Annotated in this window: 16 protein-coding genes, 2 tRNA genes and 3 pseudogenes; 14 read left to right on the top strand and 7 right to left on the bottom strand. The window is 59.2% G+C overall.

All coding sequences use genetic code 11. The features are described from left to right. Positions 1–105: 105 nt before the first annotated feature. From CD04_RS0102460 to CD04_RS0102445, 4 genes and pseudogenes are all read right to left on the bottom strand, one after another. Positions 106–1,746 (bottom strand): ABC transporter ATP-binding protein, encoded by a 1,641-nt coding sequence (locus CD04_RS0102460; protein ID WP_031404225.1) that lies wholly within the window; start codon positions 1,744–1,746, stop codon positions 106–108. Continuing rightward, positions 1,733–2,805: pseudogene (locus CD04_RS21285) on the bottom strand (ABC transporter permease). The gene CD04_RS0102460 and the pseudogene CD04_RS21285 overlap by 14 nt, the downstream one beginning before the upstream one ends. Continuing rightward, a complete protein-coding gene (locus CD04_RS0102450) occupies positions 2,802–3,851 on the bottom strand; it encodes a microcin C ABC transporter permease YejB (RefSeq protein WP_031404224.1) in 1,050 nt (349 codons plus the stop codon). The pseudogene CD04_RS21285 and the gene CD04_RS0102450 overlap by 4 nt, the downstream one beginning before the upstream one ends. Continuing rightward, a complete protein-coding gene (locus CD04_RS0102445; RefSeq protein ID WP_031404223.1) occupies positions 3,848–5,698 on the bottom strand; it encodes an extracellular solute-binding protein in 1,851 nt (616 codons plus the stop codon). The genes CD04_RS0102450 and CD04_RS0102445 overlap by 4 nt, the downstream gene beginning before the upstream one ends. A 110-nt stretch (positions 5,699–5,808) precedes the next feature. On the opposite strand from CD04_RS0102445, the gene fabI reads away from it, so the two are divergent. The 3 genes from fabI (at position 5,809) to CD04_RS0102430 (ending at position 7,271) form a co-directional block, all read left to right on the top strand. Next, positions 5,809–6,615, top strand: coding sequence for an enoyl-ACP reductase FabI (fabI, locus tag CD04_RS0102440; protein WP_031404222.1), 807 nt, complete (start codon positions 5,809–5,811; stop codon positions 6,613–6,615). A 304-nt stretch (positions 6,616–6,919) separates the two neighbouring features. Continuing rightward, positions 6,920–6,995 (top strand) — tRNA-Gly (locus tag CD04_RS0102435). Positions 6,996–7,197: 202 nt separating this feature from the next. Beyond that, positions 7,198–7,271 (top strand) — tRNA-Cys (locus CD04_RS0102430). Between the two features lie 330 nt (positions 7,272–7,601). On the opposite strand, the gene CD04_RS22915 is transcribed toward CD04_RS0102430, so the two are convergent. The 3 genes from CD04_RS22915 to CD04_RS0102410 form a co-directional block, all read right to left on the bottom strand. Beyond that, a complete protein-coding gene (locus CD04_RS22915; RefSeq protein ID WP_081857758.1) occupies positions 7,602–8,180 on the bottom strand; it encodes a hypothetical protein in 579 nt (192 codons plus the stop codon). A gap of 935 nt (positions 8,181–9,115) precedes the next feature. Then, positions 9,116–9,886 carry an HPF/RaiA family ribosome-associated protein gene (locus CD04_RS0102420; RefSeq protein ID WP_197032998.1) on the bottom strand — a complete coding sequence of 257 codons (771 nt, stop codon included), beginning with the start codon at positions 9,884–9,886 and terminating at the stop codon, positions 9,116–9,118. A gap of 396 nt (positions 9,887–10,282) precedes the next feature. Next, positions 10,283–11,455, bottom strand: coding sequence for a phenylacetate--CoA ligase family protein (locus CD04_RS0102410; RefSeq protein WP_197032997.1), 1,173 nt, complete (start codon positions 11,453–11,455; stop codon positions 10,283–10,285). Between the two features lie 588 nt (positions 11,456–12,043). Between CD04_RS0102410 and CD04_RS0102405 the strand changes: the two are divergent. The 11 genes and pseudogenes from CD04_RS0102405 to CD04_RS0102355 form a co-directional block, all read left to right on the top strand. Then, positions 12,044–13,840, top strand: a pseudogene (locus CD04_RS0102405) (AAA family ATPase); the annotation flags it as partial. 243 nt (positions 13,841–14,083) lie between these two features. Beyond that, positions 14,084–14,680, top strand: coding sequence for a S16 family serine protease (locus CD04_RS25140; protein ID WP_369792817.1), 597 nt, complete (start codon positions 14,084–14,086; stop codon positions 14,678–14,680). Between the two features lie 761 nt (positions 14,681–15,441). Further along, positions 15,442–15,714 carry a hypothetical protein gene (locus CD04_RS22910; RefSeq protein WP_081857757.1) on the top strand — a complete coding sequence of 91 codons (273 nt, stop codon included), beginning with the start codon at positions 15,442–15,444 and terminating at the stop codon, positions 15,712–15,714. Positions 15,715–15,862: 148 nt separating this feature from the next. After that, positions 15,863–16,294, top strand: a pseudogene (locus CD04_RS24320) (cyclic nucleotide-binding domain-containing protein); the annotation flags it as partial. Positions 16,295–16,348: 54 nt separating this feature from the next. Then, complete coding sequence (locus CD04_RS24315; protein WP_231480598.1) at positions 16,349–16,699, top strand: helix-turn-helix domain-containing protein; 351 nt, start codon at positions 16,349–16,351, stop codon at positions 16,697–16,699. Positions 16,700–16,826: 127 nt separating this feature from the next. Beyond that, positions 16,827–17,240, top strand: coding sequence for a metalloregulator ArsR/SmtB family transcription factor (locus CD04_RS0102385; RefSeq protein ID WP_231480433.1), 414 nt, complete (start codon positions 16,827–16,829; stop codon positions 17,238–17,240). Positions 17,241–17,482: 242 nt separating this feature from the next. Then, complete coding sequence (locus CD04_RS23505) at positions 17,483–17,854, top strand: transposase (RefSeq protein WP_231480432.1); 372 nt, start codon at positions 17,483–17,485, stop codon at positions 17,852–17,854. Between the two features lie 580 nt (positions 17,855–18,434). Further along, positions 18,435–20,465, top strand: a complete 2,031-nt coding sequence (locus CD04_RS0102370) for a ribonucleoside triphosphate reductase (RefSeq protein WP_031404214.1) — start codon at positions 18,435–18,437, stop codon at positions 20,463–20,465. A gap of 39 nt (positions 20,466–20,504) precedes the next feature. Beyond that, positions 20,505–20,702, top strand: coding sequence for an anaerobic ribonucleoside-triphosphate reductase (gene nrdD, locus CD04_RS0102365; RefSeq protein WP_031404213.1), 198 nt, complete (start codon positions 20,505–20,507; stop codon positions 20,700–20,702). A 9-nt stretch (positions 20,703–20,711) separates the two neighbouring features. Continuing rightward, on the top strand, positions 20,712–21,413 hold the full coding sequence (locus CD04_RS0102360; RefSeq protein ID WP_051848863.1) for an anaerobic ribonucleoside-triphosphate reductase activating protein: 702 nt from the start codon (positions 20,712–20,714) through the stop codon (positions 21,411–21,413). A gap of 49 nt (positions 21,414–21,462) precedes the next feature. Next, entirely contained in the window at positions 21,463–22,476 is a 1,014-nt protein-coding gene (locus CD04_RS0102355; RefSeq protein WP_031404211.1) for a peptidase U32 family protein, read from the top strand. The last annotated feature ends 24 nt before the right edge of the window (positions 22,477–22,500 follow it).

The raw sequence follows: 22,500 nt of genomic DNA, 5'->3' as shown, positions 1-22,500 counted from the left end.
ACGGGATAACAGCCTATGAATTCTAGGGGAAATCCTCCGCCATAGCAAGTCAAACCGACCCAAGCACGCGCTTGTTCCGGAAAACAGAGTCCTTCGCCCACTTGGCTAGACATCGTTGCCATCAAACACAAGTGCAGCGGCATTGACAAGCTGCCTCGTGTACGGGTGCTGAGGTTCATGCAATAGTTGCTTCGCTTCGCCCATCTCCAGCACTTGGCCCTCATGCATGACCGCAATGCGGTGAGCCATCGCCGCGATCACTGCCAAATCATGGGTGATGAACAGATATGCCAAGCCTCGTTGCTCCTGCAATCCAGTGAGCAGCTGCAGGATCTGGTGCTGCACCGAGATGTCCAGGGCGCTGGTGGGCTCGTCCAAAATGAGCACGGCAGGCTCGACAATGAGCGCGCGCGCCAGCGCAATGCGCTGGCGCTGCCCCCCCGAGAACTCATGGGGAAACCGGGGAAGCACGCCCGCTTCCAATTGCATAGTGGACAGGGATTCGACCACTTTCGTGCGACGCTCCTCCGCCGACAGCCCAGGAGCATGAATCATGAGTCCTTCACCGACAATCTGCTCGATGGTGCGGCGCGGCGACAGCGACGAGAAGGGATCCTGAAACACAACTTGGATCTTGCGTCGTGCCTGACGCCATCCGCGGGCGTTCAACGTCGAAAGCTTCACACCCCCCAGCCGAACCTCACCGCCAGTGATCGCTTGCAGGCCCAGAAGGGCCATGGCCAGCGTGGTCTTGCCGCTGCCCGATTGACCCACCAATCCCAGCGTTTCGCCTGCTCGCAAATCCAGCGATACATCGCGCACGACAGTGTGATGGCGCCGATGCAACCAGCCGCCGCCTGCGGGGAATTGGACGCGCAGGCTCTGCGCCCGCAGGACTATCGGGGCATCCGCGGCGAGCGGCCGAACATTGCGGTGGGGCAGGCTTGCCAGCAACGTCTGCGTGTAAGGGTGGCGGGGTTGAGCAAATACCGCGCCCATTGCCCCCTGCTCCACCAACTGCCCCCTTCGCATGACACCGATGCGCTGAGCAAAGCCTCGCACCAGATGCAGATCGTGCGTAATCAGCATCACGGCCAATCCGTACTCCCGCTGGAGTTCGCCAAGCAAAGCCAGGATTTGGGCACGAACGCCCATGTCCAACGCCGTGGTTGGCTCGTCGGCCAGCAGCAGGCGGGGTTTGCAAGCCACGGCCATCGCAATCATCGCCCGTTGGCGTTGACCACCAGAGAGTTGATAGGGAAAGCTATTCGCGCGTCGAGCAGGCTCCCCAATCTCCATGCGCGCAAGCAACTCCACGGCGCCCGTCCATGCCGCCTTGCGCGAGAGCCCCTCGTGCAACTCCAGCGACTCGGCGATTTGTCTGCCGATCGGTTGCAACGGGTTTAGCGCGCTCATTGGTTCCTGGAAAATCATGGCGATGTCGCGCCCACGCACATCGCGCATTTCCCGCTCGGGCAACGCCATCAGGTCGCGACCATCGAACAAAATGTGCCCGCTACTGTGCGCGTTGCTCAGCAAGCCCAGAATGGACAGTGCGGTGATCGTCTTGCCGGATCCTGACTCCCCCACCAATGCATACTTTTCCCCCGGAAACAAGTCGAACGACAGGTTGCTGACCGCCTCTTTCGTGCCAAAAGCCACGTGCAGGTTTTGCACGCGCAGCAGCGGCGGCTGGTGCACGGGCTGGAGCCCGCCGCTGGGGGCGTCTCGCTCAGCGCGCGTCATGGCGAGGATCGACCGCGCTGCGCAAGGCTTCGCCAATGAAAGTCAAAAGCAATAGCGTAAGCACGAGGGCGACGAACACTGAAATTGAGATCCACCACGCATCCAGATTCGCCTTTGCCTGCGCAAGCATCTCGCCCAGACTGGGCGTAGGCGGTGGTACGCCAAGGCCCAAGAAATCCAGACTGGTGAGCGCAAGGATCGCTCCACTCATACGAAATGGCAGGAAGGTGATCACCGGGGTCATACTGTTTGGAAGGATATGGCGCCAGATAATTTGCCAATGACCCGCGCCGAGCGCGCGCGCTGCACGCACATAGTCCATCTGTCGGTTGCGCAAAAACTCCGCGCGCACATAGTCCGTCAACCCCATCCAGCCAAACAACGAAAGCAGTACGAGAAGCATCGCAAAGCTGGGCGAGAAGATCGAAGAGAAGATGATGAGCAGATACAACTCTGGCATTGCGCCCCATACCTCCATGAAGCGCTGCATCGTCAAGTCCAGCCATCCCGCGAAATAACCCTGCAGCGCTCCCATGAGAACGCCCAATAAGGTGCCAGTGATCGTCAGCGCGAGGGCAAACAAAACCGAGACGCGGAAACCGTAGACCAGGCGAGCCAGGACGTCGCGGCCCCTGTCGTCGGTGCCCAACCAATTCTCGGCCGACGGCGGAGCAGGATTGGGCTGCGTGGCGTAGTAGTTGATGGTGTCATATCGATAAGGCACGGGGGAAAAACGGCGAAATTGCCATTTTCCGAGAGCCTCGCGCGGATCAGGGGGTCCAAATAATCTGTTGGAGTGTGGAAATCGCCGCCGAAGGTGATTTCTGGGTAATCGTGAAAAAGCGGTAGATACCAATGTCCCCCGTACCGCACCAAAAGTGGCCTGTCGTTGCACAAGACGGGAGCGAGCAGGCTCAGACCAAACAACACACCGAACACCCAAAGGCTCCAGTACCCTAGGCGTTGCGCCTTGAAACGGCGCCAAGTCAGTCGCCACGGCGACACCGCTACAACCGGCGTGCCGCCTGGGGGCGACACCAAGGCGAGTGCCGCGCTCATTGCAGGCTCTCGAATTGCACTCGAGGATCCACCCACACATAGCACAAGTCGGAAATGAGTTTGGTCATCAGGCCAATAAGCGTGAATAGATAAAGCGTGCCCATGACCACCGGATAGTCGCGTCGCATGACAGATTCATACGATAGAAGTCCCAACCCGGGTAGCGAAAAAAGTGTCTCAATCAACAAGGACCCCGCGAAAAACGCACCGATGAACGCAGAGGGGAAGCCAGTGACAATCGGTATGAGCGCATTGCGCAACACGTGGCGCCAGAGCACACGGCTTTCGCTTGCGCCTTTGGCGCGAGCAGTCAGGACGTACTGTTTGCCGATTTCTTCCAGAAATGCGTTCTTGGTCAGCATTGTGACGACAGCAAAGCTGCCCGCGACCATCGATGCCACCGGAAGCGTGATGTGCCAAAAATAATCGGTGACCTTGTGCCAAGGTGATAGCGTGCTCCACCCATCAGAGGTCAGCCCGCGCAGCGGAAACCACTGCCAGAAGCTGCCTCCTGCGAACAGCACAAGCAACACCACGCCCAGCACAAACCCGGGTACGGCGTACCCCACAAGAACCGCAATACTTGTCGAAAAATCGAAGCGGCTACCGTTGCGCACTGCCTTGGCGATACCCAATGGAATGGAAATGAGATAGGTGAGCAGGAAATTCCACAGGCCAAGGGTGATGGACACAGGCATGCGCTGCACGATGAGTTGCCACACGCTCTCGTGGTAGAAGTAGCTGCGCCCGAGGTCAAAGCGCAAAAATCGCCCGACCATGTGCACGAAGCGCTTTGCTGGGGGTTGATCGAAACCGTAGAGTTTGCGGATCTCCTCGAGCTGCTTGGGATCAATGCCCTGCTGTCCGCGATAGGCAAGTCCCCCAGCCGCCTCGGTGGCCGGCCCCTTGCCGCGCAGCTGCGCCACCATTTGCTCCACCGGGCCACCCGGCACGAACTGAATAACCGCGAAGGTCAACAGAAGCACACCCAGAAGTGTCGGCACCATCAGTAGCAGGCGTTTGGCGATGTACCAGCTCAAGTTCATGCGCGCGACTCCGCGTTTGGAAGCTGGGCCGCCGAGGCCCACCAACAGGCAATCGCCCAGCTCTCGGGCTCGTAATACAGGGGAAGCGTATCGGGCATGCCGAACCGCTTGGCGCGATATGCCACACGATGCTGCGCCGCATACCACTGCGGAACGGAGTACCACCCGCATACCAGCACTCGATCCAGCGCCCTGCACGCAGCCACCAGTTGAGCCCAGGTTTGCGCTCGCACCACATGGCCGATCAAAACATCCACGGCTGCGCTGCGCAGACCCCAAACGTTGTCTGTTCCCTCTACCGATGCTGCCGCCGAGCCAAAACGGTCGCGCAACTCGTTACCGGGACTGGGGCTCCCCAGATAGCGCACCGTGGTCATGTCAAACTCAAAACGGTCCATACGCCGCTGATACAAGGCAAAGTCCACCTGCCGATACCGCATGCTGATCCCGAGCTTTTCCAACGCCTGCCCGTATGGTGCCATGACCCGGGCCATCGAGCCTTGGCTGTCAAGATATTCGAACGCAAAAGCCTCACCGCGTGCATTTCGCAAAGCACCATCACGGTAATGCCAGCCGGCGGCTCGAAGAAGGCTGCGTGCCGCCAGCAGATTCGTGCGCAGGCCGCCTGGGTGGTCTGTGCTGGGTAATGTTGGTAGCGGCCCAAACACGGTGGGCCGCAATCGTGCTCGCAGCGGCTCCAGGAGGGCTAGCTCGTCGGCTTCCGGTGTGCCCTTGGCCTCGAATGGGCTATTGGCGAAATAGCCATGAATGCGCGCGTACTGACCATAAAACAGCATCCGGTTGAGCCACTGAAAGTCCAGAGCAAGCGCCAATGCTTCGCGCACCCGCCAGTCCTGGAACAGCGGGCGACGCAGATTCATGACCATGCCCTGGAACCCGGCCGGGTTGTGGTTGGCCAACGCGCGTTTGATGAGCTCCCCACTTTGAAACTTGGGACCGCTGTACTGCCGCACCCAGTTCTTGGCGATGAACTCCTGGATCAGGTCGAAATCTCCAGCCTTGAAGGCCTCCAGGCGCGCCGTGTCATCGCGGTAGAGCTTGTAACCGACACGAGCGAAATTGAATTGCCCACGTCTAGTGGGCAGCATCCAGCCCCAATAGTCATCGCGCCGCGCATAGATGATGTCACGATTCTGGGACATACGTTCGATGCGATAGGGGCCAGAGGCAACAGGTGGGTCACTCACCACTTGATCGAACGTCTTGCCAGCTCCCCATTTACGTGAAAAAACGGGCATGCCCGAGGCAATCAAGGGCAACTCGTGATTTGCGCGCCGAAACAGAAAGCGCACGTGCTGCACACCCTCAGCCACGACGCGCGCGACGTCGCCGAACTGCACCTTGATGCCAGGTGCGGCTGAGGATCCCGTCAAGGTATTGAAGCTGTGGCAGACGTCCGCTGCGGTTACCGCATCGCCGGTCGAAAACCTTGCGGCGGGATGCAGGCGAAAGCGCACCGACAACCCATCGGCTGCAACCTCGATATCCTCGGCAAGCAGTCCGTAGATGCTGTTGGGCTCATCCCAACTCGGCGTCATGAGCGACTCAAATACAAGACTACTAAGGCCCGGAGGAGCTGTGCCCCGCAGAGTAAATGGATTGAGCTTGTCGAAGCTTCCGGCGCTCGACGGCGGCGTCAGCCACAGGGTGCCGCCAATTGGCGCTTGCGGATTGACATAATCAAAGTGGCTGAAACCTGCCGGATATTTCGGCGCGCTATATAACGCATAGCCATCCGCTGCGCGCGCGCTCCTGGACCAAGGCACCAGGCCAAGGGGCAGTACTTGCAAAAGGCTACGACGGGAAAGGCTGAGAGCGTGGGCCATGCGAGAATTCTGCAGCATCGCCGGCGCGACAGGAATCCGGCAACACCCATACCTGCTGTTCCAGTGGCCGGCGCGGGTTCTTATCGACTCTAAACCTACAGGACATCTCCATGGGCTTTCTCGCAGGCAAACGCATCCTCATCACCGGTTTGTTGTCCAACCGATCCATTGCCTACGGCATCGCCAAGGCCTGCCATCATGAGGGTGCGGAACTCGCATTTACTTACGTCGGCGAGCGATTCGAAGATCGCATCAAGAGCTTTGCGGCCGAGTTTGGCAGCACCCTCATTTTCCCCTGCGACGTTGGCGACGACGCGCAGATTGAATCGCTGTTCTACAGTCTCGGGCTTCACTGGCCCCAACTCGACGGACTCGTGCATTCGATCGGCTTCGCACCGCGCGAAGCCATCGCAGGCGACTTTATCGACGGCCTCTCGCGCGAGGGATTTCGCATTGCGCATGACATCTCTGCGTACTCTTTCCCTGCCTTGGCCAAGGCCGCATTGCCCATGCTGCAGTCCAGCGTGGCCGCAGGTGGCATGCCGTCGCTGATCACCATGACCTATCTCGGCGCCGAACGCGTAGTGCCCAATTACAACACCATGGGTGTTGCAAAAGCGTCCCTGGAAGCCACCGTGCGTTACCTCGCCGAGTCACTTGGCCCACGCGGCATGCGCGTGAACGGCGTGAGCGCAGGGCCCATCAAAACGTTGGCGGCGTCGGGCATCGCTGATTTCAGCAAAATGCTCAAATTCAACGAAGCCAGTACCCCACTGCGCCGTAACGTGACCATTGAACAGGTCGGCAATGCAAGCGCTTTCCTGCTGTCGGATCTAGCCAGCGGCATCACCGCAGAAATCTTGCACGTGGACGCCGGCATGCACGCAGTCGTTGGCGGGCTGGCTGGACAGCTTTGACCGACAACGGTACGGCGCCTCACTGGATCGCAGAGATCGCGGGAAAAGCGGTGCGCGCTCCCGGAGCTGGCATTGTGGCGAGAGCACTGCATGCTGAGAGACTCGGGAATCGGGCCCCTTTGTCAATTCGGATGCATGGGGGAACGCGCGCTTTGGCGAATGTTCCTGCGATCCCGCTTGCTCGAGGGATGTTGCGCTCCGTCGCTCACTGGGGCCGACCTGGCAAGGGAAGAGGTGTCATCCGCGAAGGCTGCTTTGGATGGCCGTTGACAGCCCCTATTTTTACTTTATAATTTTCGGTTTCGCGGGAATAGCTCAGTTGGTAGAGCGCAACCTTGCCAAGGTTGAGGTCGCGAGTTCGAGACTCGTTTCCCGCTCCATTTTTCCTGGTTTTTGCGCGATCAGCCAAAAGCATTACCTTGGCTGTTAAAGGGTAAAGACCAAATCGCAAGGGAAGTCAGCGCTTCCCTTTTTTTTCGGCGAAAATTCTGTGTACGGCTTGGTCCGTGCAACGCTGATTGGTATTCGATGTATGCAACGATGAACCACGATCATGAGCTTCGGGGTTCATCGGCCTACCCTGGCGGGGTGGCAGAGTGGTTATGCAGCGGCCTGCAAAGCCGTCTATGCCGGTTCGATTCCGACCCCCGCCTCCATTACATCGCGCCGACCTGCGCGCCTCAAACGCGCTTGATGACCCGCAGACATTTCCGGTTTGGCGCCATTCGCGTTCGTCCCGATTGAATGCACGCGTTCGGTCGGCGCACAAGGCCCCTGACAGCACCAGAAGTCGCAGGCACGCATCCCAAGACGATCAACCGCGATAACGCCGACCCAGAACAGGCGCACAGCTTGGCGAAGATCTTCCGTCCGGCCAGCAGCTATGTCAGCAAGGGTGCTGAGCGTCACGCAGCAGGTCATGAGGCCTGTGCACACGCGTACGGACTGGACATCGACAGACGGCAGAAAACGGCAGACCGAGCGGATCAGCCTCCGTACCTATGTGATCTTCCACCGGTGGGGACTGGCCCAACATAGCGCTTGTAGGATTCACGCCAGTCTGTGGCAATCTCGCGTTGCGCCACTGCCAGCGCAATTTGTCTGCGGCACACCAAGGTATGAAGTCTGTTCTCTAATCTGTCTTTCGCATAGCTACCCCAACCGCCGATGACATGATGGGGCTCAGGCCACAAATTTCGCCGACTTCTGGGTGATCCGCCCAATTCAAGCGAAATCAGGTGATCTTCCTCATAGTCGCGCAGGCGAAGATCAATGTAACCGTATTGACGGATCTGTAGCCGCTTCAGTCGCTCGGTATAACGCTCAGGCGGACGAATGGATCTTGTGTAGCCGCCCGGCCTGCAAATCGTCTCTCGCAAGTTGCTCTGGGTGACCTCTGGGTTCAAAGCGCCCGGCGTGATTCGTGGGTTCGGCAGCGCTGCTGCCTCAGGGAAGACAACCGCATAACGACCTTGATGGGCCACGCCGCCCGAACCGTGACGAGCCGCAATGGCGGGGGTGGCAAAACAGATTAGCCAAACAATTAAGGGAAGCGGGCGAATCATGAACTCTCCTGCCGTTCAACGCACGGCGTGGTCGTGAGGGCTTCCCAGTTCACCGAATCGAGTATGAGGCTGTCTGCGCGGCCGCGACTGACGGTGGTCTCCGTGGGCGTGACTTCGAACCGCTCCTGCCCTCGCTGTTTCGGCGTAGGTGCATCATGCGCTTGCATTCGCGCTCCCGGCACGAATCCGAGAGGACACGATCCACGCCGCGCTGCACAATCACCTGCGATACGTTGATGTCGGACGTTGCCCGACAGACCAATACCGGCCGCGTGGGCCGGTTGTCCCGGTGAAGGTGGCCGCACTCAGCACAGTCCTGCGAGATGTACTGCGCCGGCACGGCCAGGCACAGCTTGCCCGCGCGTAGCGCCTTGTCGGTGCTGCATTCCTTGGTCTAGACCCAATGCACTGCGCAGAATCGCGGCGTTGAGCCCCGATTTGGCGGATGCAACATTGCGAAGGATTAGAGACAGTCCCTCGTGTAGCCTGGCCGTGCCCTCACCGATTAACTGCGCGTCTTGCTGGTCCTGCGGCGCCAATTGACAGCCGATCCGGTGCGGCAGGATTTGGACCCGTGCGGCGGCGGATTCAAAGCGGAAACGGAAGAAAGTTTGCATGCTGTGATTTTATTCAGACAAAAGCAGACAGCCACGCGAAAACCGCCGGCTTGTCCCCGTCCGGCCCGGACGGGCCTCGCCCGCATGACGCGGCGCGTCGGGACGGTCTCGGAACGGGAATGCGCGGGCATGTGTTCAGGGCGTGCCTCGCCCGATGCTGGCGTGTCCTGCATCGGGCGCCATTGATCGAGTCGGTTTTGCCGTCTCGATATCCCATCACCATTTTGAGCGATGCCCAACGTCAACATGGTGAATGGGGCCCAAAGCTGGCGCACAAGCAAAGATCACCCAGCCTCTACACGACGCCCAAAAGGCAGGCTAGCCGACCAAATGGTGTTTACCAACGACCAGCACTGCGCTTGCTTGCGGACCTTCCTCGCCCGCGACCTCGATGAAACGGACTTCGCTGCCTAAGTGCAGGTCTTCAAAACGCTCCCCGCACACACTGTTTCGATGGAAGTAGATGGATCGTCCGTCCGACGCAAGAATCCGCCCGTAACCCGATTCAGGAACGAGATCTGAAACCTGTCCATGCGGAGGCACTTCGTGCTGCTTCACGTCATCGCGCATCAGCCGTGCAAGGTCTTCCACCTTCCGATCCATGGCGTTGAACGCATCGCGAACGGCCACATACACGTCTTCGTGGGCGTGGTTTTCACTCGGCTCACGGTTAACGACGAGTTCATGGCCCGGCGCCGTGACATCGATCCGAACATGGAAAAGATGCCCTTGGTGCTGATGCCGATTGTGCTGCTCAATGATCACACGGCAACTCGTCAAATTGGGGAAGAGTCTGTCAAGACGACCGACCCGCTCCATGGCCTTCGCCTCAACAGCCTCGCTTCGAGGCACGTTGCGGAATGTAATGCTTGGTTCGATCTGCATGCTTATCTCTCCTTCGCTACGAATCGGCTTACTGTCATAGGCAGCCCCCGACGCTTCGTGGGCAGGGCTGGCGCTGAGCACCGCCGTCGGCGTTCTCTTCAACGCCCCTGGCACCATCAATTGAACGCGTTGCTCACTATCGGAAATGCTAGAAATGGACTTGAAAAGCTCGCCAGAGCAGCCGCAAGGATGGATGTCGCCCATGCATCAGGGTGGGCCCATTGCCCTGGCCCCATGTGAATCCATGAATCGCCTGCGCGCCACGCATTTGCTCCTTGCCACGTGTCCGCATCGGGACAGGTCCTCCTATTTGCCTTTCGCTAATTGTGGGCGCAACTCCACCCCTGTTGTTTTGACTTAGCGCACAAATCTCATTCCCGCTTGCGCGAAAATACAAGCCAATCTTCGGCTAACCGGTGTCGCTGCGGCTGCTTCGCCTAAATGCCTGCCCGATTCGGACGCCGACGGAAACACGCGCGTCAACGATTCCTCGGACCAGCCAGCATCATCGTTCGCGGCAGGCAGTTCAAAAACGACCGCGATGACTGTGCGCTTCTCACGCTGCCGTCCTTAGCCCGTTTCGCGCGCAAACCCCCAGCTTCATGGGCTGCAGTGCATGCCAATCACGCGCCGAATCTTGCCGCTTGTGCCTAGCTTGGCTGGCACGCCGCCGTAGCAATGGATGCGCACGTGATGCGCCCCTTGCCGCTTCAAATACGCACCGAGCGCCGCCTTCGCCCGCGTTAAGGCTGCCGCCGCTGTGTTGCCACGCAGTCCGCTGTACAACGCAACGTCACGCGGCCCTTGTTGGACGATCTGGAAATCAAACAACCCGGCTTCCTCCTCTAGAACCGTGGTCAGAGCTAGCGGCACGACTCTGACGGACTGATCGCTGTCCCCAATAAGGCGCAACATGTCGTCGCGACGACCCAGGACTTCAATAACGGGAAGACTGGATCCGCAGGCACAAGAACCGGCGTGCAAGGTGACGCTGTCCGTGAGGTCGTAGCGAATCAGCGGTTGCAAGCGGTTGGCCAGATTCGTCAGCAGCACCGACGCACCTGCAGTTCCAGTGGGTAAAGGCCGACCATCCTCATCGATGGACTCAAGGATGGCCCAGTCGCTATTGAGATGCAAAGCACCGCAACGACATTGTGAGGCAAGGGTCAAAAATTCCGACGCTCCGTAACTGTTGACCACCGGACACTTGAACGCCTTCTCAATCATGGCGCGCATGTTCGCTGTCAGTGTCTCGCCCCCAGTCCAGATTTCCTGAGGCGCAATGCCTAGCCGCCCCGCATGATGTTCCTCGGCCAACAACACTGCAACACTTGGGTAGGTCGCCACAACAGTTGGCTGGAGCGCATGCAACTCTGCAATCTGCTTGTCCAGCGCCTGCAAGATCGACACGCTACGCAGACGCGGCGCGAGAAGCGGGTTGAGCCGACGAATCCGCTCGAGCGATACAGCGCTTGCGAAATGCCCTGAAGTTGCACCCACGAAGACAATACGCTCTCCCAGGTAAAAGGGGTCGACCAGCCGCATTCCCGGTCGGAGAGCTATGCGCCGCACGGCTTCCAGCGCGTCGTACACGGCCATCGCCGCTGCATCTTGAACAAAGATCCCGTGTTCCCCGCCCCCGCTTCCCGAACTCTCCCAAACCGTATAACGCCCGAGGAAGGGCTCGGCGATGAGATCACGCGCGGCGGTAAATTGGCGCAGCGCCCCGAGGCGGATTTCCCCGTCCCCAACCCATTGTTGAAAGCTGTGCATGAGCTCAGCCCTGCTCAGAATTGGCAGATCTTCCAGGCGCCAGGCCTCCGGATCTTTACCCCGAAGGATCCGCCGATAAAGGGGCGACTTCTGCGCCGACGCGCGGAGCAACAAAGCCAACCTTCGGCCGCGCACGCCAGCCAATTGGTGCGCCGGAAGGTACGTGCATGAGGCCACGTCGGCGGCAACGTAAGCAGAAAGCCAGGGATCAAAGGTTGGCAACATGATGTGGTAACGTCTGACGCGGTGCGGTAGGCGTTACCGCGGTCAATTACACAGAAAAGGCCGAAACCAGCATTGGTGTACCGAGATGCTGTGCACAAGAACGGTCAACCATATCGACATGGACCCTGCTCGCGAAACGCTTCCTGGCGGCGTACCATGAACCGTGAGCCAAACCGAGCGCAGTGCCGCGCCAGGGCTGTGTCCGCTTCAAAACCCGCAAGATGCGCTGCCCCATTGATGTCAGCCGACGCGGCTGGGCCGTGAACCCGCCGACCTGCCCCCGAAACCAAAGCGCAGCAGGCGGATCGTTTGCGGCAAACCATCGCGCTGCTCGTAGAGTAGGCGACTGGGGCTGGGCTGCGTATGATTTTTGGCTACCTTCTGTTGGTACTAGAAAGTGCCATTCAAACAACGCTCCCAGTGACAAGGAGCAATAGGTCGTCGCGATCGTGCGCAAAATCTGCTCCACTGCAATGGCGACACACCCTCCCTTACCGGTTCCAACTGTACGTAAAAAAGAACGCAAAAAGGAATAGGTACCCATTTATGCCGACCATTGAACCGCTGACGGCTGAGCAGCTTTATGCGCGCTGCGACGCTTCGCAGTTTGCATTTGACACCACGGCCGCACTTGGCGCCACAACTGAGGTCCTCGGCCAGCAGCGCGCGGTTGAAGCCATCGAACTGGCCATCGCGGTGCGGCAACCGGGCTACAACCTGTTTGTTCTGGGGGAGCAAGGGAGCGGACGCCACAGCGTCGTCCGGCGGCTTCTGGATGCCAAGGCGGCTAGCGAATCTGCGCCGAGTGACTGGTGCTATGTCAACAATTTTGCGGAACCGAGCAAGCCTCGGTTGCTCAAGGTACCGGCCGGCCGCGGCGGGTTTCTCGCGCGCGATATGGAGCAATTTGTTGCCGAGCTGTCTCGAGCCATTCCAATGGCATTCGACAGTGACGAATATCAAGCACGCATTGCTGCAATCAACGGTGTGTACAAGGAGAAGGAGGAAACCGCCTTACAAGGACTTGGCAAGAGCGCTGCCGCGGAAGGCATCGCCTTGGTTCGCACCCCACGAGGCTTCGTCTTTGCACCGCTCAAGGCAGACGAAGAAGCCATGTCGCCGGAGGAATTTGACAAGCTTCCTGGCGAACGCAAGGAGCGTATAGGCAAACTGATTGAAATGTATGGTGAAAGGCTTTCCCAACTCATGCTGCAGCTACCTCGTTGGCGGCGCGAGGCACAGGCACAGATCAAGGACGCCAGTCGCGACACGCTGGGCATTGCAGCAGGACATCTCATTGATGAACTCAAGGAGCGCTATCACGACCTGGCTGAAGTGCTCGCCTTCCTCGATGAGGTCATGCGCGACGTCGTTGAAGTTGGCGAACAACTGCGTGAGCAGCCGAAAAACGATGATGGCCTCGCCACCTTGGTGATGACCGGAAGCATCTCGCAGGCACGCTACAGGGTGAACTCACTCGTTGCGAATTCCGAAGCCAGCGCTGCACCCGTCGTATTCGAGGACAACCCCATTCACCCCAATCTTGTGGGCCGCATTGACCAGATCGCGCAGCTGGGCACTTTGGTGACCAACTTCACGCTGATCAAGCCCGGCGCCCTGCACCGGGCTAATGGCGGCTATCTCGTGCTCGATGCGCTCAAGGTGTTATCCCAGCCATACGCTTGGGAAGGACTTAAGCGCGCATTGCGGTCCTCCCAAGTACGTATCGAGTCCGTCGGGCAGGCGTACGGCTTGGTTGGGACCGTCCCGCTGGAACCGGAACCAGTACCGCTGGCCGTCAAGGTTGTGCTGATTGGAGAGCGGCGGATCTACTACTTGCTCAAGGCTGTGGACCCCGACTTTGCCGACTTGTTCAAGATTGCGGCGGATTTTGAGAGCGATCTGGTGCGCGACGCCAAGAACACGAACCTCTACGCCGAGTTTGTGGCCACCCTGGCGCACGACGCTGGACTTCGCCCTTTCAATCGCGAGGCTGTTTGCCGCCTCGTGGAGCATAGCGCTCGTCTTTGTAGTGACGCGCAGCGGCTGAGTGCAAACCGGAGGCAGATGGCCGACCTCCTGCAGGAGGCCAATCACTGCGCAGCAGGCGCCTCGCACGCAGTTGTGCAACGCGAAGACGTCGACGCGGCTCTCGATGCACAGGTCCGCCGCGTCGACCGGTTCCGAAGCCGCCTGCATGATGAAATCCTACGCGACAACCTTCTCATCTCAGTAACCGGTGAGCGCATCGGCCAGGTCAATGGGCTATCTGTGATAGCGCTGGACGATTTCCAGTTCGCCCACCCGGTGCGCATCACCGCAACGGCTCGTATCGGGGAGGGTGGAGTCATAGACATCGAACGCGAGGCGGAGCTCGGAGGCTCGATTCACTCTAAGGGGGTAATGATCCTGGCCTCCTTCCTTGGGGCCCGGTATGCCCGTGCCGTTCCCCTGTCTCTTTCGGCCAGCGTGGTCTTCGAACAATCCTACGGCCCGGTAGAAGGCGACAGCGCTTCTTTGGCGGAGTTATGCGCCTTGATGTCCGATTTGGCCAACCTGCCAATCCGGCAGTCGTTGGCGGTCACCGGCTCCGTTAACCAATTCGGCGATGTACAGGCAGTAGGCGCCGTCAATGAGAAAATCGAAGGGTTCTTCGATATCTGCAGCGCTCGCGGCCTCACGGGCGAACAGGGGGTTCTCATCCCATCCGCAAATGTCAAACACCTGATGCTGCGGCCAGATGTCGTGACAGCTTGCGCCGAAGGGAAATTTCATGTCTATGCGGTGCATAACGTGGACGAAACCATCGAGCTTTTAACGGGTGTGCCTGCCGGCGAGCTTGACGCAGATGGAATGGTCCCGGAAGGAACCATCAATTTTCTGGTTGCTGCTGAACTCACTGATTTGTCGGCGATACGCCAGGCGTTCACCGCTCCGGTTCGACGGCAGGCCCGAAATCGCCGCAAGAGCGGGCACCCGCTCGCCGATGGGAAGGCTTAGCTGCTTTGGAAGCAGACTGGGTGGCGCTTTGGCGGCGCTGTGCTCATGGTTGTCGGGGTCCCCGTGGCATTTGCAGCATGATGGGCATGTGCAACACCAACCGCTCCCCAGCGGTTTGGCCCGTGCAGTTGGCCCTTCTTTGGGACGTGTTACGTAACGTGCGCGCGACGCAAACGCCATCGGCCTGCCCTGCCGGCATGCGCCCTGATTAATTCCTGATGCTTCCGCTCACAGCGTTCAGCTGTCAGCTGAAGGGGGCAGATCACGGAGATCGTTTGCTTATGCGGCGGATGAGCAGACAGCCACGCGCCGACGCAATTCCCCCGGACGACCTACAAGCCGAATCGCCAGCAACATTTCGACAAGATTTCGTGCCTGCTTAGACAAGCAAAGGCTCCATTGTTTGACTCCGGTCAACTCTGCCCCCGACTCCTGTTCTGAGAATGCCAACAGCGGCATTCATACATACGCGGCATGACGATCACTTCACCATGAGCATGTCCGGGATTTCCTTGCAGGCCTGCATTGACGCATTGAGCACGCACCAACCACGATCGGGAGTCTCCGGCGGCAGACATTGCTCCGCCCCACTTTCTAGATGTAATCCAAATCCGTACGCCAGGGCGAGAGACACAGGGCGTCACCTGCTCGTGCTATGTCGCCATCACTTTGGTCAGCAATGTGGTGTCCGCCGATACTTGCGCCGGCTTGGAAGCCACCGAAACTCGCTCACCTCGTGTTGAACCACCAAGGATGCTCGCATGTCCACGACCCCGTCTACGCTGTATCTCGCCCAAGCGTTCCATCATGGCGATCCCGAGCGCCACAGCTATGTTGTTTGCGTCGGCCACAAGGAACGCGTCGAACACTTGGCTCTCGCCGAGCATGAGCGGCGCGCCGCCGAATATGGAATCGCGATCTATGAGGTCACTGTTGATTCCGATTTTCAGCAAGAACCTCGACTTGTGCGTTATCTCAGCTCGGTCATGGCCGAGCGCTGGATTCCAGATTCCAGATCCACCCCAAGGTCCTGAGGGCATTACAGCCGCCCCGTCAAGTGCACGGGTGCCATAGAGAAATCGGCATGCAATGGCACCGGAGCCCGCAAGAACGCGTCGCCGAGGCAGGGGCATGGGTGCCTTCATTCACTCGAAAAAAGCTCATTGATTCAGAGGAAATGCGATGCGCGACACTTGCGAGAAACTGTTGAATTGCCGCACGGAAACATCCAGCGCAATCGGCTTGGCGCCACGCTCCGTCCTTCACCGTATGGACGAGTCGGATCCCTGCACACGATGCTTCCAGAGTCGCAGCTGCTTTCAGGCTGCCTTGCTACAAGATGAGGGGGGTGACCGTCGGGTGCGGCAAACGGCAGCCGTTCGACTTCGGAAAGGGCAGCGCCTTTTTGCGGCCGGTCGGACGTTGGATCGCGTGTATGCGATCCGGACCGGGTCCTTCAAATCAGTGATGCGGGCGCCTGACGGAAGGCAACAGGTGCTTGGGTTTCATTTTTCCGGAGACATGATCGGCCTCGACGGATATGCCGCTCAGGTTTATCTATGCGATGCCGTCGCCGTGGAAGCAAGCGAAGCCTGCGAGATCGATGCGCGCGCATTGGACGCTGCTGCGAGGGCCCGCCCAATCGTGCAGCGACGGATCCAGGCCCTCGTGGCCGACAGCATGCGACGCGCACAGCAAAACTTGCTTGTCCTTGGCAGCATGCAAGGCGCTGAGCGTCTGGTGCATTTTTTGTTGGACTTGTCGGATCGTCATCGCGGGCTCGGGCTTTCCTCGCGCGAATTTGCTTTGCGCATGACGCGCAAGGACATCGGCAGCTATCTTGGTATGTATTCAGAGACGGTCAGTCGACTCTTTGCGCGATTTGAAAATGCAGGCCTGATTCAAATGACGCGGCGGCATCAAGTGCAGATCCCCGACCGCACTGCCCTTGCCGCGCTACTTGGCCGCCAGTCAGTATCTCTGAGGATCGTCGGCGCAAGCCCCGTTGCTCCTGATTGATACGCACAACTACGGCGCCATGCCCCGTTGATCCGCGCATGGGCCTCCCCTCAAACGCAACGCTTTGCGCACATGATCAGCCGGCATCTCGCAACGGTGCTCATTACCAATCCAAAGGCGCTCCCCCATGCAGTCAAAAATGATTCCCGTGCCCCCCGTAAACTTCACACGTATCGTTGAAGACGAGGCATCAGAAAGGGTGTTCGTCTTGGCCGCCGAGTTTTTCAGCGCGCTGGCCACGCCGATTCGACTCCGCATCTTGAGCACCATCTGCAATCAAGGCAAAAGCGTGGGCGCGATTGTTAAGGCAGTTGCGTCCACACAGCCAAACGTCTCACAGCACCTCAAGATGCTGTACCTTGCCGGACTCGTGGCGAAGCACCGCATGGGCAACGAGATTGTCTACCGCGTTCAAAGCGAGGAGGTTCTTCAGGTCTGTCGCACGGTTTGCATGAGAATCGCGATCGACTTGGATACACCGGATCGTTTGGAATTGGTAAATCGATCGACAAGTTTTTCGCAAAGCCCCGCTGCATCCTGAGAGCGAGCAATGTTTCCTGGCGTGCCTTGGCATTACATGCGTTCGGTGGGATTTTTCAGCTCGCTTTGCTGCCTTGCACCAGCTTTTTTTGACGCACGGTGTCGATTGAACACATGCCCGTGCATTCCCCTTCCTCGCCCGGGCTGACGCGCAGCGTCACTTAGGCGAAGCCGTCCGGGCAGGAGGGGGCAAGCGGGCGGTTTTCGCTTGTTGTTCCGTGTTTAGCTGCACAACACGACAGCATGCAACGTTGCAAAACCACACTCAAGCTGTACCCCAATGCCGCGCAGATGGCGCGGCTGGAGGCTTGGACGCGACTGCACCTGAGCGATACGCGCCAGCTCAAACCGTCGCAGCGCTGCTCGGCCTGTTGGGAACTCGCTCCCAAGACGCTTGCCGAGCGCATGCATGTCCGCCCGCACTGCGGGAACATCATGCCGCGCGACCAGAACAGCGCGTTGGTGGTTCTCATCGACGCGCATGCAGTGCAGCAAATCTCTTTTCGGGACACGCCTGGGACGGGCGTGTCGGCGAGACCTAAACCTCTGCCACGGCAACGTGGCAAGTCCAGATCCTTGACCCGCGAAGCCCACGCTACAACGCGATGCGTTTAGCGGCGGAAGAGTTCATATGGCCTACACAGCGCGGTCCTTGGCCAGCGGCAACCGCTTGCGCGGGATGGGACGAAATTTCCACGACGTGCGAGGCGCGTGTAAGCTCATACTCGGACGCTTCGATGGATTGCTGCTTCACAGAACAACCCGACTGTGCCAATTCTCCGCGATTGCACCGCCCCGCGGCTCGCGACGCACGAATCGGCCGCCGTGCGCTACCCAACCGGTATCCGACAACGGGGTCGCCTAATCTTTTAGTGCATCGGGCCCATTCCACACCAGGCATGCGGCTCCACGACGAGCCTTGATTGGCATGCGGGACGTCACGGCCGGCAAACTGAACTTTGGGCTTCAAGGCCGTTTCCCCTGACGCATCGAGCGCGCCGCCAAGGTCGGCGATGTTCGCGTAGCCCCCCCGCAGCGCAGGCGAATGGGACCTGCAGGCGCCGATTCTCCCCCATCGGCATTTCCGGGAAAGGCTCAAAATCTTCAGCTTGTTTGACCTAAGGCATAACTGCATCTAGTAGATCACTTAGGCTTCAGACACTAGATATAGTGCCATCAAAGCACGGAGACCCCCATGAATAGCACAAGCACCGACCATAGTCTGACGCTTCCACGTGAGGTAATTAAGCGCAATGATGTTCGAGTCGCATTCGACGCAGGCAAGATTCGATCGGCCCTGCGGCGCGCTGGTGAGGCAACCGGGGAGTTTGGCTCAGAGCAAGCACAAGTCCTCTGCGATGCCGCGGTCAAAGTCCTCATTCATCGCTTCGGAAACCGCGCGTCAAGCGTCGAGCAAATCCAGGATGTTGTCGAGCACACGCTGATCGCCGCGGACCACTTCAAAACGGCACGCGCCTATATCGTCTATCGTGAGCAGCATGCCAAGATGCGCCAAGACCAAAGGTCCTGGGTGGATGTGCAAAGCTCGGTGAATGAGTATCTGACGCGTAGCGATTGGCGCGTCAACGCCAATGCCAATCAAGGCTACTCCCTCGGGGGCCTTATCCTCAACGTTGCGGGAAAAGTCACTGCAAATTACTGGCTTTCCCACGTCTATCCCGCTGAGATTGGCGAGGCCCATCGCAACGCCGACATCCATATTCATGACTTGGACATGTTGGCTGGCTATTGCGCGGGCTGGTCCCTGCGTACCCTGCTTACTGAGGGACTCAATGGTGTACCGGGGAAGGTGGAGGCGGGACCACCTCGACACATGAGTTCCGCTGTCGGTCAGATCGTCAATTTCCTGGGGACTTTGCAGAACGAATGGGCTGGAGCGCAAGCGTTCTCCTCGTTCGACACATATATGGCGCCTTTTGTGCGCAAGGATGGGATGGACTATCCGGCCGTCCGCCAGTGTGTGCAGGAGTTGATCTACAACCTCAACGTGCCCTCGCGCTGGGGTACCCAGACGCCCTTCACCAACTTGACGTTCGACTGGACTTGCCCGGAGGATCTTCGCGGGCAGACACCCCGGATCGGCGACCAGGACATGCCCTTCGTCTACGGGGACCTTCAGGCCGAGATGGACCTCATCAACCGGGCTTACATCGACGTGATGACCGCCGGCGACGCCAAAGGTCGCGTGTTCACCTTTCCGATTCCCACGTACAACATCACCAAGGATTTTCCATGGGAATCAGAGAATGCGCTGCGGCTTTTCGACATGACCGCCAAATACGGGCTTCCCTATTTTCAGAACTTCATCAACTCTGATCTCGCGCCCAACATGGTGCGCTCCATGTGTTGCCGCCTGCAACTTGACCTGCGCGAGCTTCTCAAGCGCGGAAACGGTCTGTTCGGCTCAGCCGAACAGACCGGATCGGTCGGGGTAGTCACAATCAATTGTGCGCGTTTGGGACATCTACACAGCGGCGATGAACAGGGGCTTCTGCGCCGGCTCGACACCTTGCTGGATATGGGAAGGCAAAGCCTGGAGATCAAACGCAAGGTCATCCAGCGCCTTATGGATGAAGGCCTGTTTCCCTACACCAAAAGGTATCTCGGCACGTTGCGTAACCATTTTTCCACGCTCGGCGTCAACGGCATCAATGAACTCATCCGCAATTTCACTGCGAACGAGCATGACATCACCACGTCCTGGGGGCAAGCATTCGCCATCCGGTTGCTGGACCATGTTCGCGACCGCATCACCGCCTTTCAGGAGGAGACCGGACACCTCTACAACCTTGAAGCAACACCGGCGGAAGGCACAACGTACCGCTTTGCAAAGGAGGACCGCAAGCGCTATGCGGGGATCATCCAAGCGGGCACCCAAGCACAACCCTATTACACCAATTCCTCGCAGCTGCCTGTCGGCTTCACCGATGATCCCTTTGAGGCGCTTGAGCGCCAGGAGCCTTTGCAGTCCAGGTACACAGGAGGCACTGTCCTGCACCTGTACATGAGCGAGCAGATCTCAAGCGGTTCAGCTTGCCGAGATCTCGTACGCCGCGCGCTCACACGGTTTCGCTTGCCATACATCACCATTACGCCCACGTTTTCAATTTGCCCAACCCACGGCTACCTCACCGGTGAACACCGGTTCTGTCCGAAATGTGACGACGAGATTCTGGCCCGCAAGCGCAACTTGCTCGCCGCATGAGATCGGCGCGAGCTTCCCAACCGACGACGGAGCAACACGATGACAAACTTCTCGAACCCGGCCCCCTGCAATGAATCCGAATATCTACAACTGCGCGATGATGAACGCCAACCCTGCGAGGTCTGGACGCGCGTTATGGGTTACCACCGGCCCGTCTCAAGCTTCAATGTCGGCAAGCAAGGTGAACACCACGAACGTCAGTTCTTCGGCGAGCAGCGCTGCGCGCTCGGCACCTGAGGCGTGCGTATGGAGGCACTGCGCGTGGGTGGGCTCACTCCCATGACCACGATCGACTTCCCGGGCAAGCTTGCAGCAGTGGTTTTCTGTCAGGGATGCCCTTGGCGCTGCGGCTATTGCCACAACCCACACCTGCTTGAAGCAGGCGCCCCGGTTGCGCACGATTGGAGCGCCATATTGGCCCTCTTGCAGCGTCGCAGAGGCCTGCTCGACGCAGTTGTTTTTTCCGGCGGCGAGCCCACCTTGCAATCTGCTCTGCCAGAGGCGATGACGCAGGTGCGGGACCTCGGGTTTGAGCTTGGCCTGCACACAGCAGGCATGTATCCCCAGCGCCTGAAGGAGGTGCTTGCAATAGCCGATTGGGTTGGCTTTGATGTGAAAGCTCCATGGGATCGCTACGACACGCTCACTGGCGTGCCGGGCAGCGGAGAACGCGCCAAGGCGTCTCTTGGCCAACTCTTGGATAGCGGCGTGGCATTCGAGTGCCGGACCACTTGGCACGCTGGCCTCTATAGCCAGGAGAGGCTGCTTGCCATGGGAGCGGCACTGGCCGCGCAAGGTGTGCGTCGTTGGACAGTGCAAGGCTGCCGCTTACCTGCGCAACTCATGCGCAATGGGGCGCCCGTCGATCAAAGTTTTCCTACCGATCGGCTTAAAGCACTGCGAGGTCTTAGGGTCGGGCTGCGCGAGTTGGGTGCCCAAGCAGCCTGAGGGGACCCATATGCCTCGCGATTCTCTCAATCTTCCATGAAAAGTTCCCATGCCAACCACGCATAGCCAACCCGAACTGGTCTGCCCGGCCGGATCCCTTCGTGCCCTTCAGATGGCGGTTGATGCAGGCGCAAATGCCGTTTATCTGGGCCTGCGTGATGCGACGAATGCACGCAATTTCGCTGGATTGAACTTCGATGCAGCGCAGGTCCGCGCAGGCATTGCGTACGCCCATGAACGCGGCGCGCAGGTGTTCATGGCGCTCAATACCTTTGCGGATGCACGCGACCCTAAACCCTGGTTTCGGGCGGTCGACCAAGCGCTTGACCTCGGCGCCGACGCGCTCATCGTCGCTGACACTGCAGTGCTGGCTTATGCCCACCAGCATCATCCAGGGGTACGTCTGCACTTGTCTGTGCAGGCCTCGGCCACGAGCTACGCAGCCATCGAGTTCTACCGCCAACGCTATGGCATCCAGCGCGCCGTGCTGCCGCGAGTCCTGACCCTGTCACAAGTGGCGCATGTCGTTCGCCACACCAGCGTGGACATCGAGGTCTTCGGCTTCGGAAGTCTGTGTGTGATGGTGGAAGGGCGGTGCGCACTGTCGTCGTATGCCACAGGATCATCGCCCAACAATGCTGGGGTCTGTTCGCCCCCGTCTGCCGTGCGTTGGGTTGATCAGCACGGAGCCGTGGAAGCTCGCCTGAATGGCGTGCTGATTGATCGGTATGCACCAGATGAGCCGCGTGCGTACCCCACGCTATGCAAAGGCCGCTTCGAAGTCAATGGCGTGCACGATTACGCGCTTGAAGAGCCCACAAGTCTCAACACCCTCGAGCTCCTGCCCCAGTTGGTCGATGCCGGGGTCAAAGCCATCAAGATCGAAGGCCGCCAACGTAGCCCCAGCTATGTCGCCGAAGTCACGCGGGTTTGGCGCGCTGCGATTGACCTGGCTGCGTCGGGCAAGCGGTACGCGGTACAGCAAACCTGGTCAAGCCAACTTGGTCGATGGGCCGAAGGCCAACAGCATACGCTTGGCGCTTATGACCGTCCGTGGCGGTAACACCGGGTTCCGTCAATTTTTCGC

The sequence above is a fragment of the Thiomonas sp. FB-Cd genome, from assembly GCF_000733775.1.
Taxonomy (GTDB): domain Bacteria; phylum Pseudomonadota; class Gammaproteobacteria; order Burkholderiales; family Burkholderiaceae_C; genus Thiomonas_A.
The sequence above is the reverse complement of the archived record's forward strand: the minus strand, read 5'-3'. Positions and strand labels throughout refer to the sequence as shown.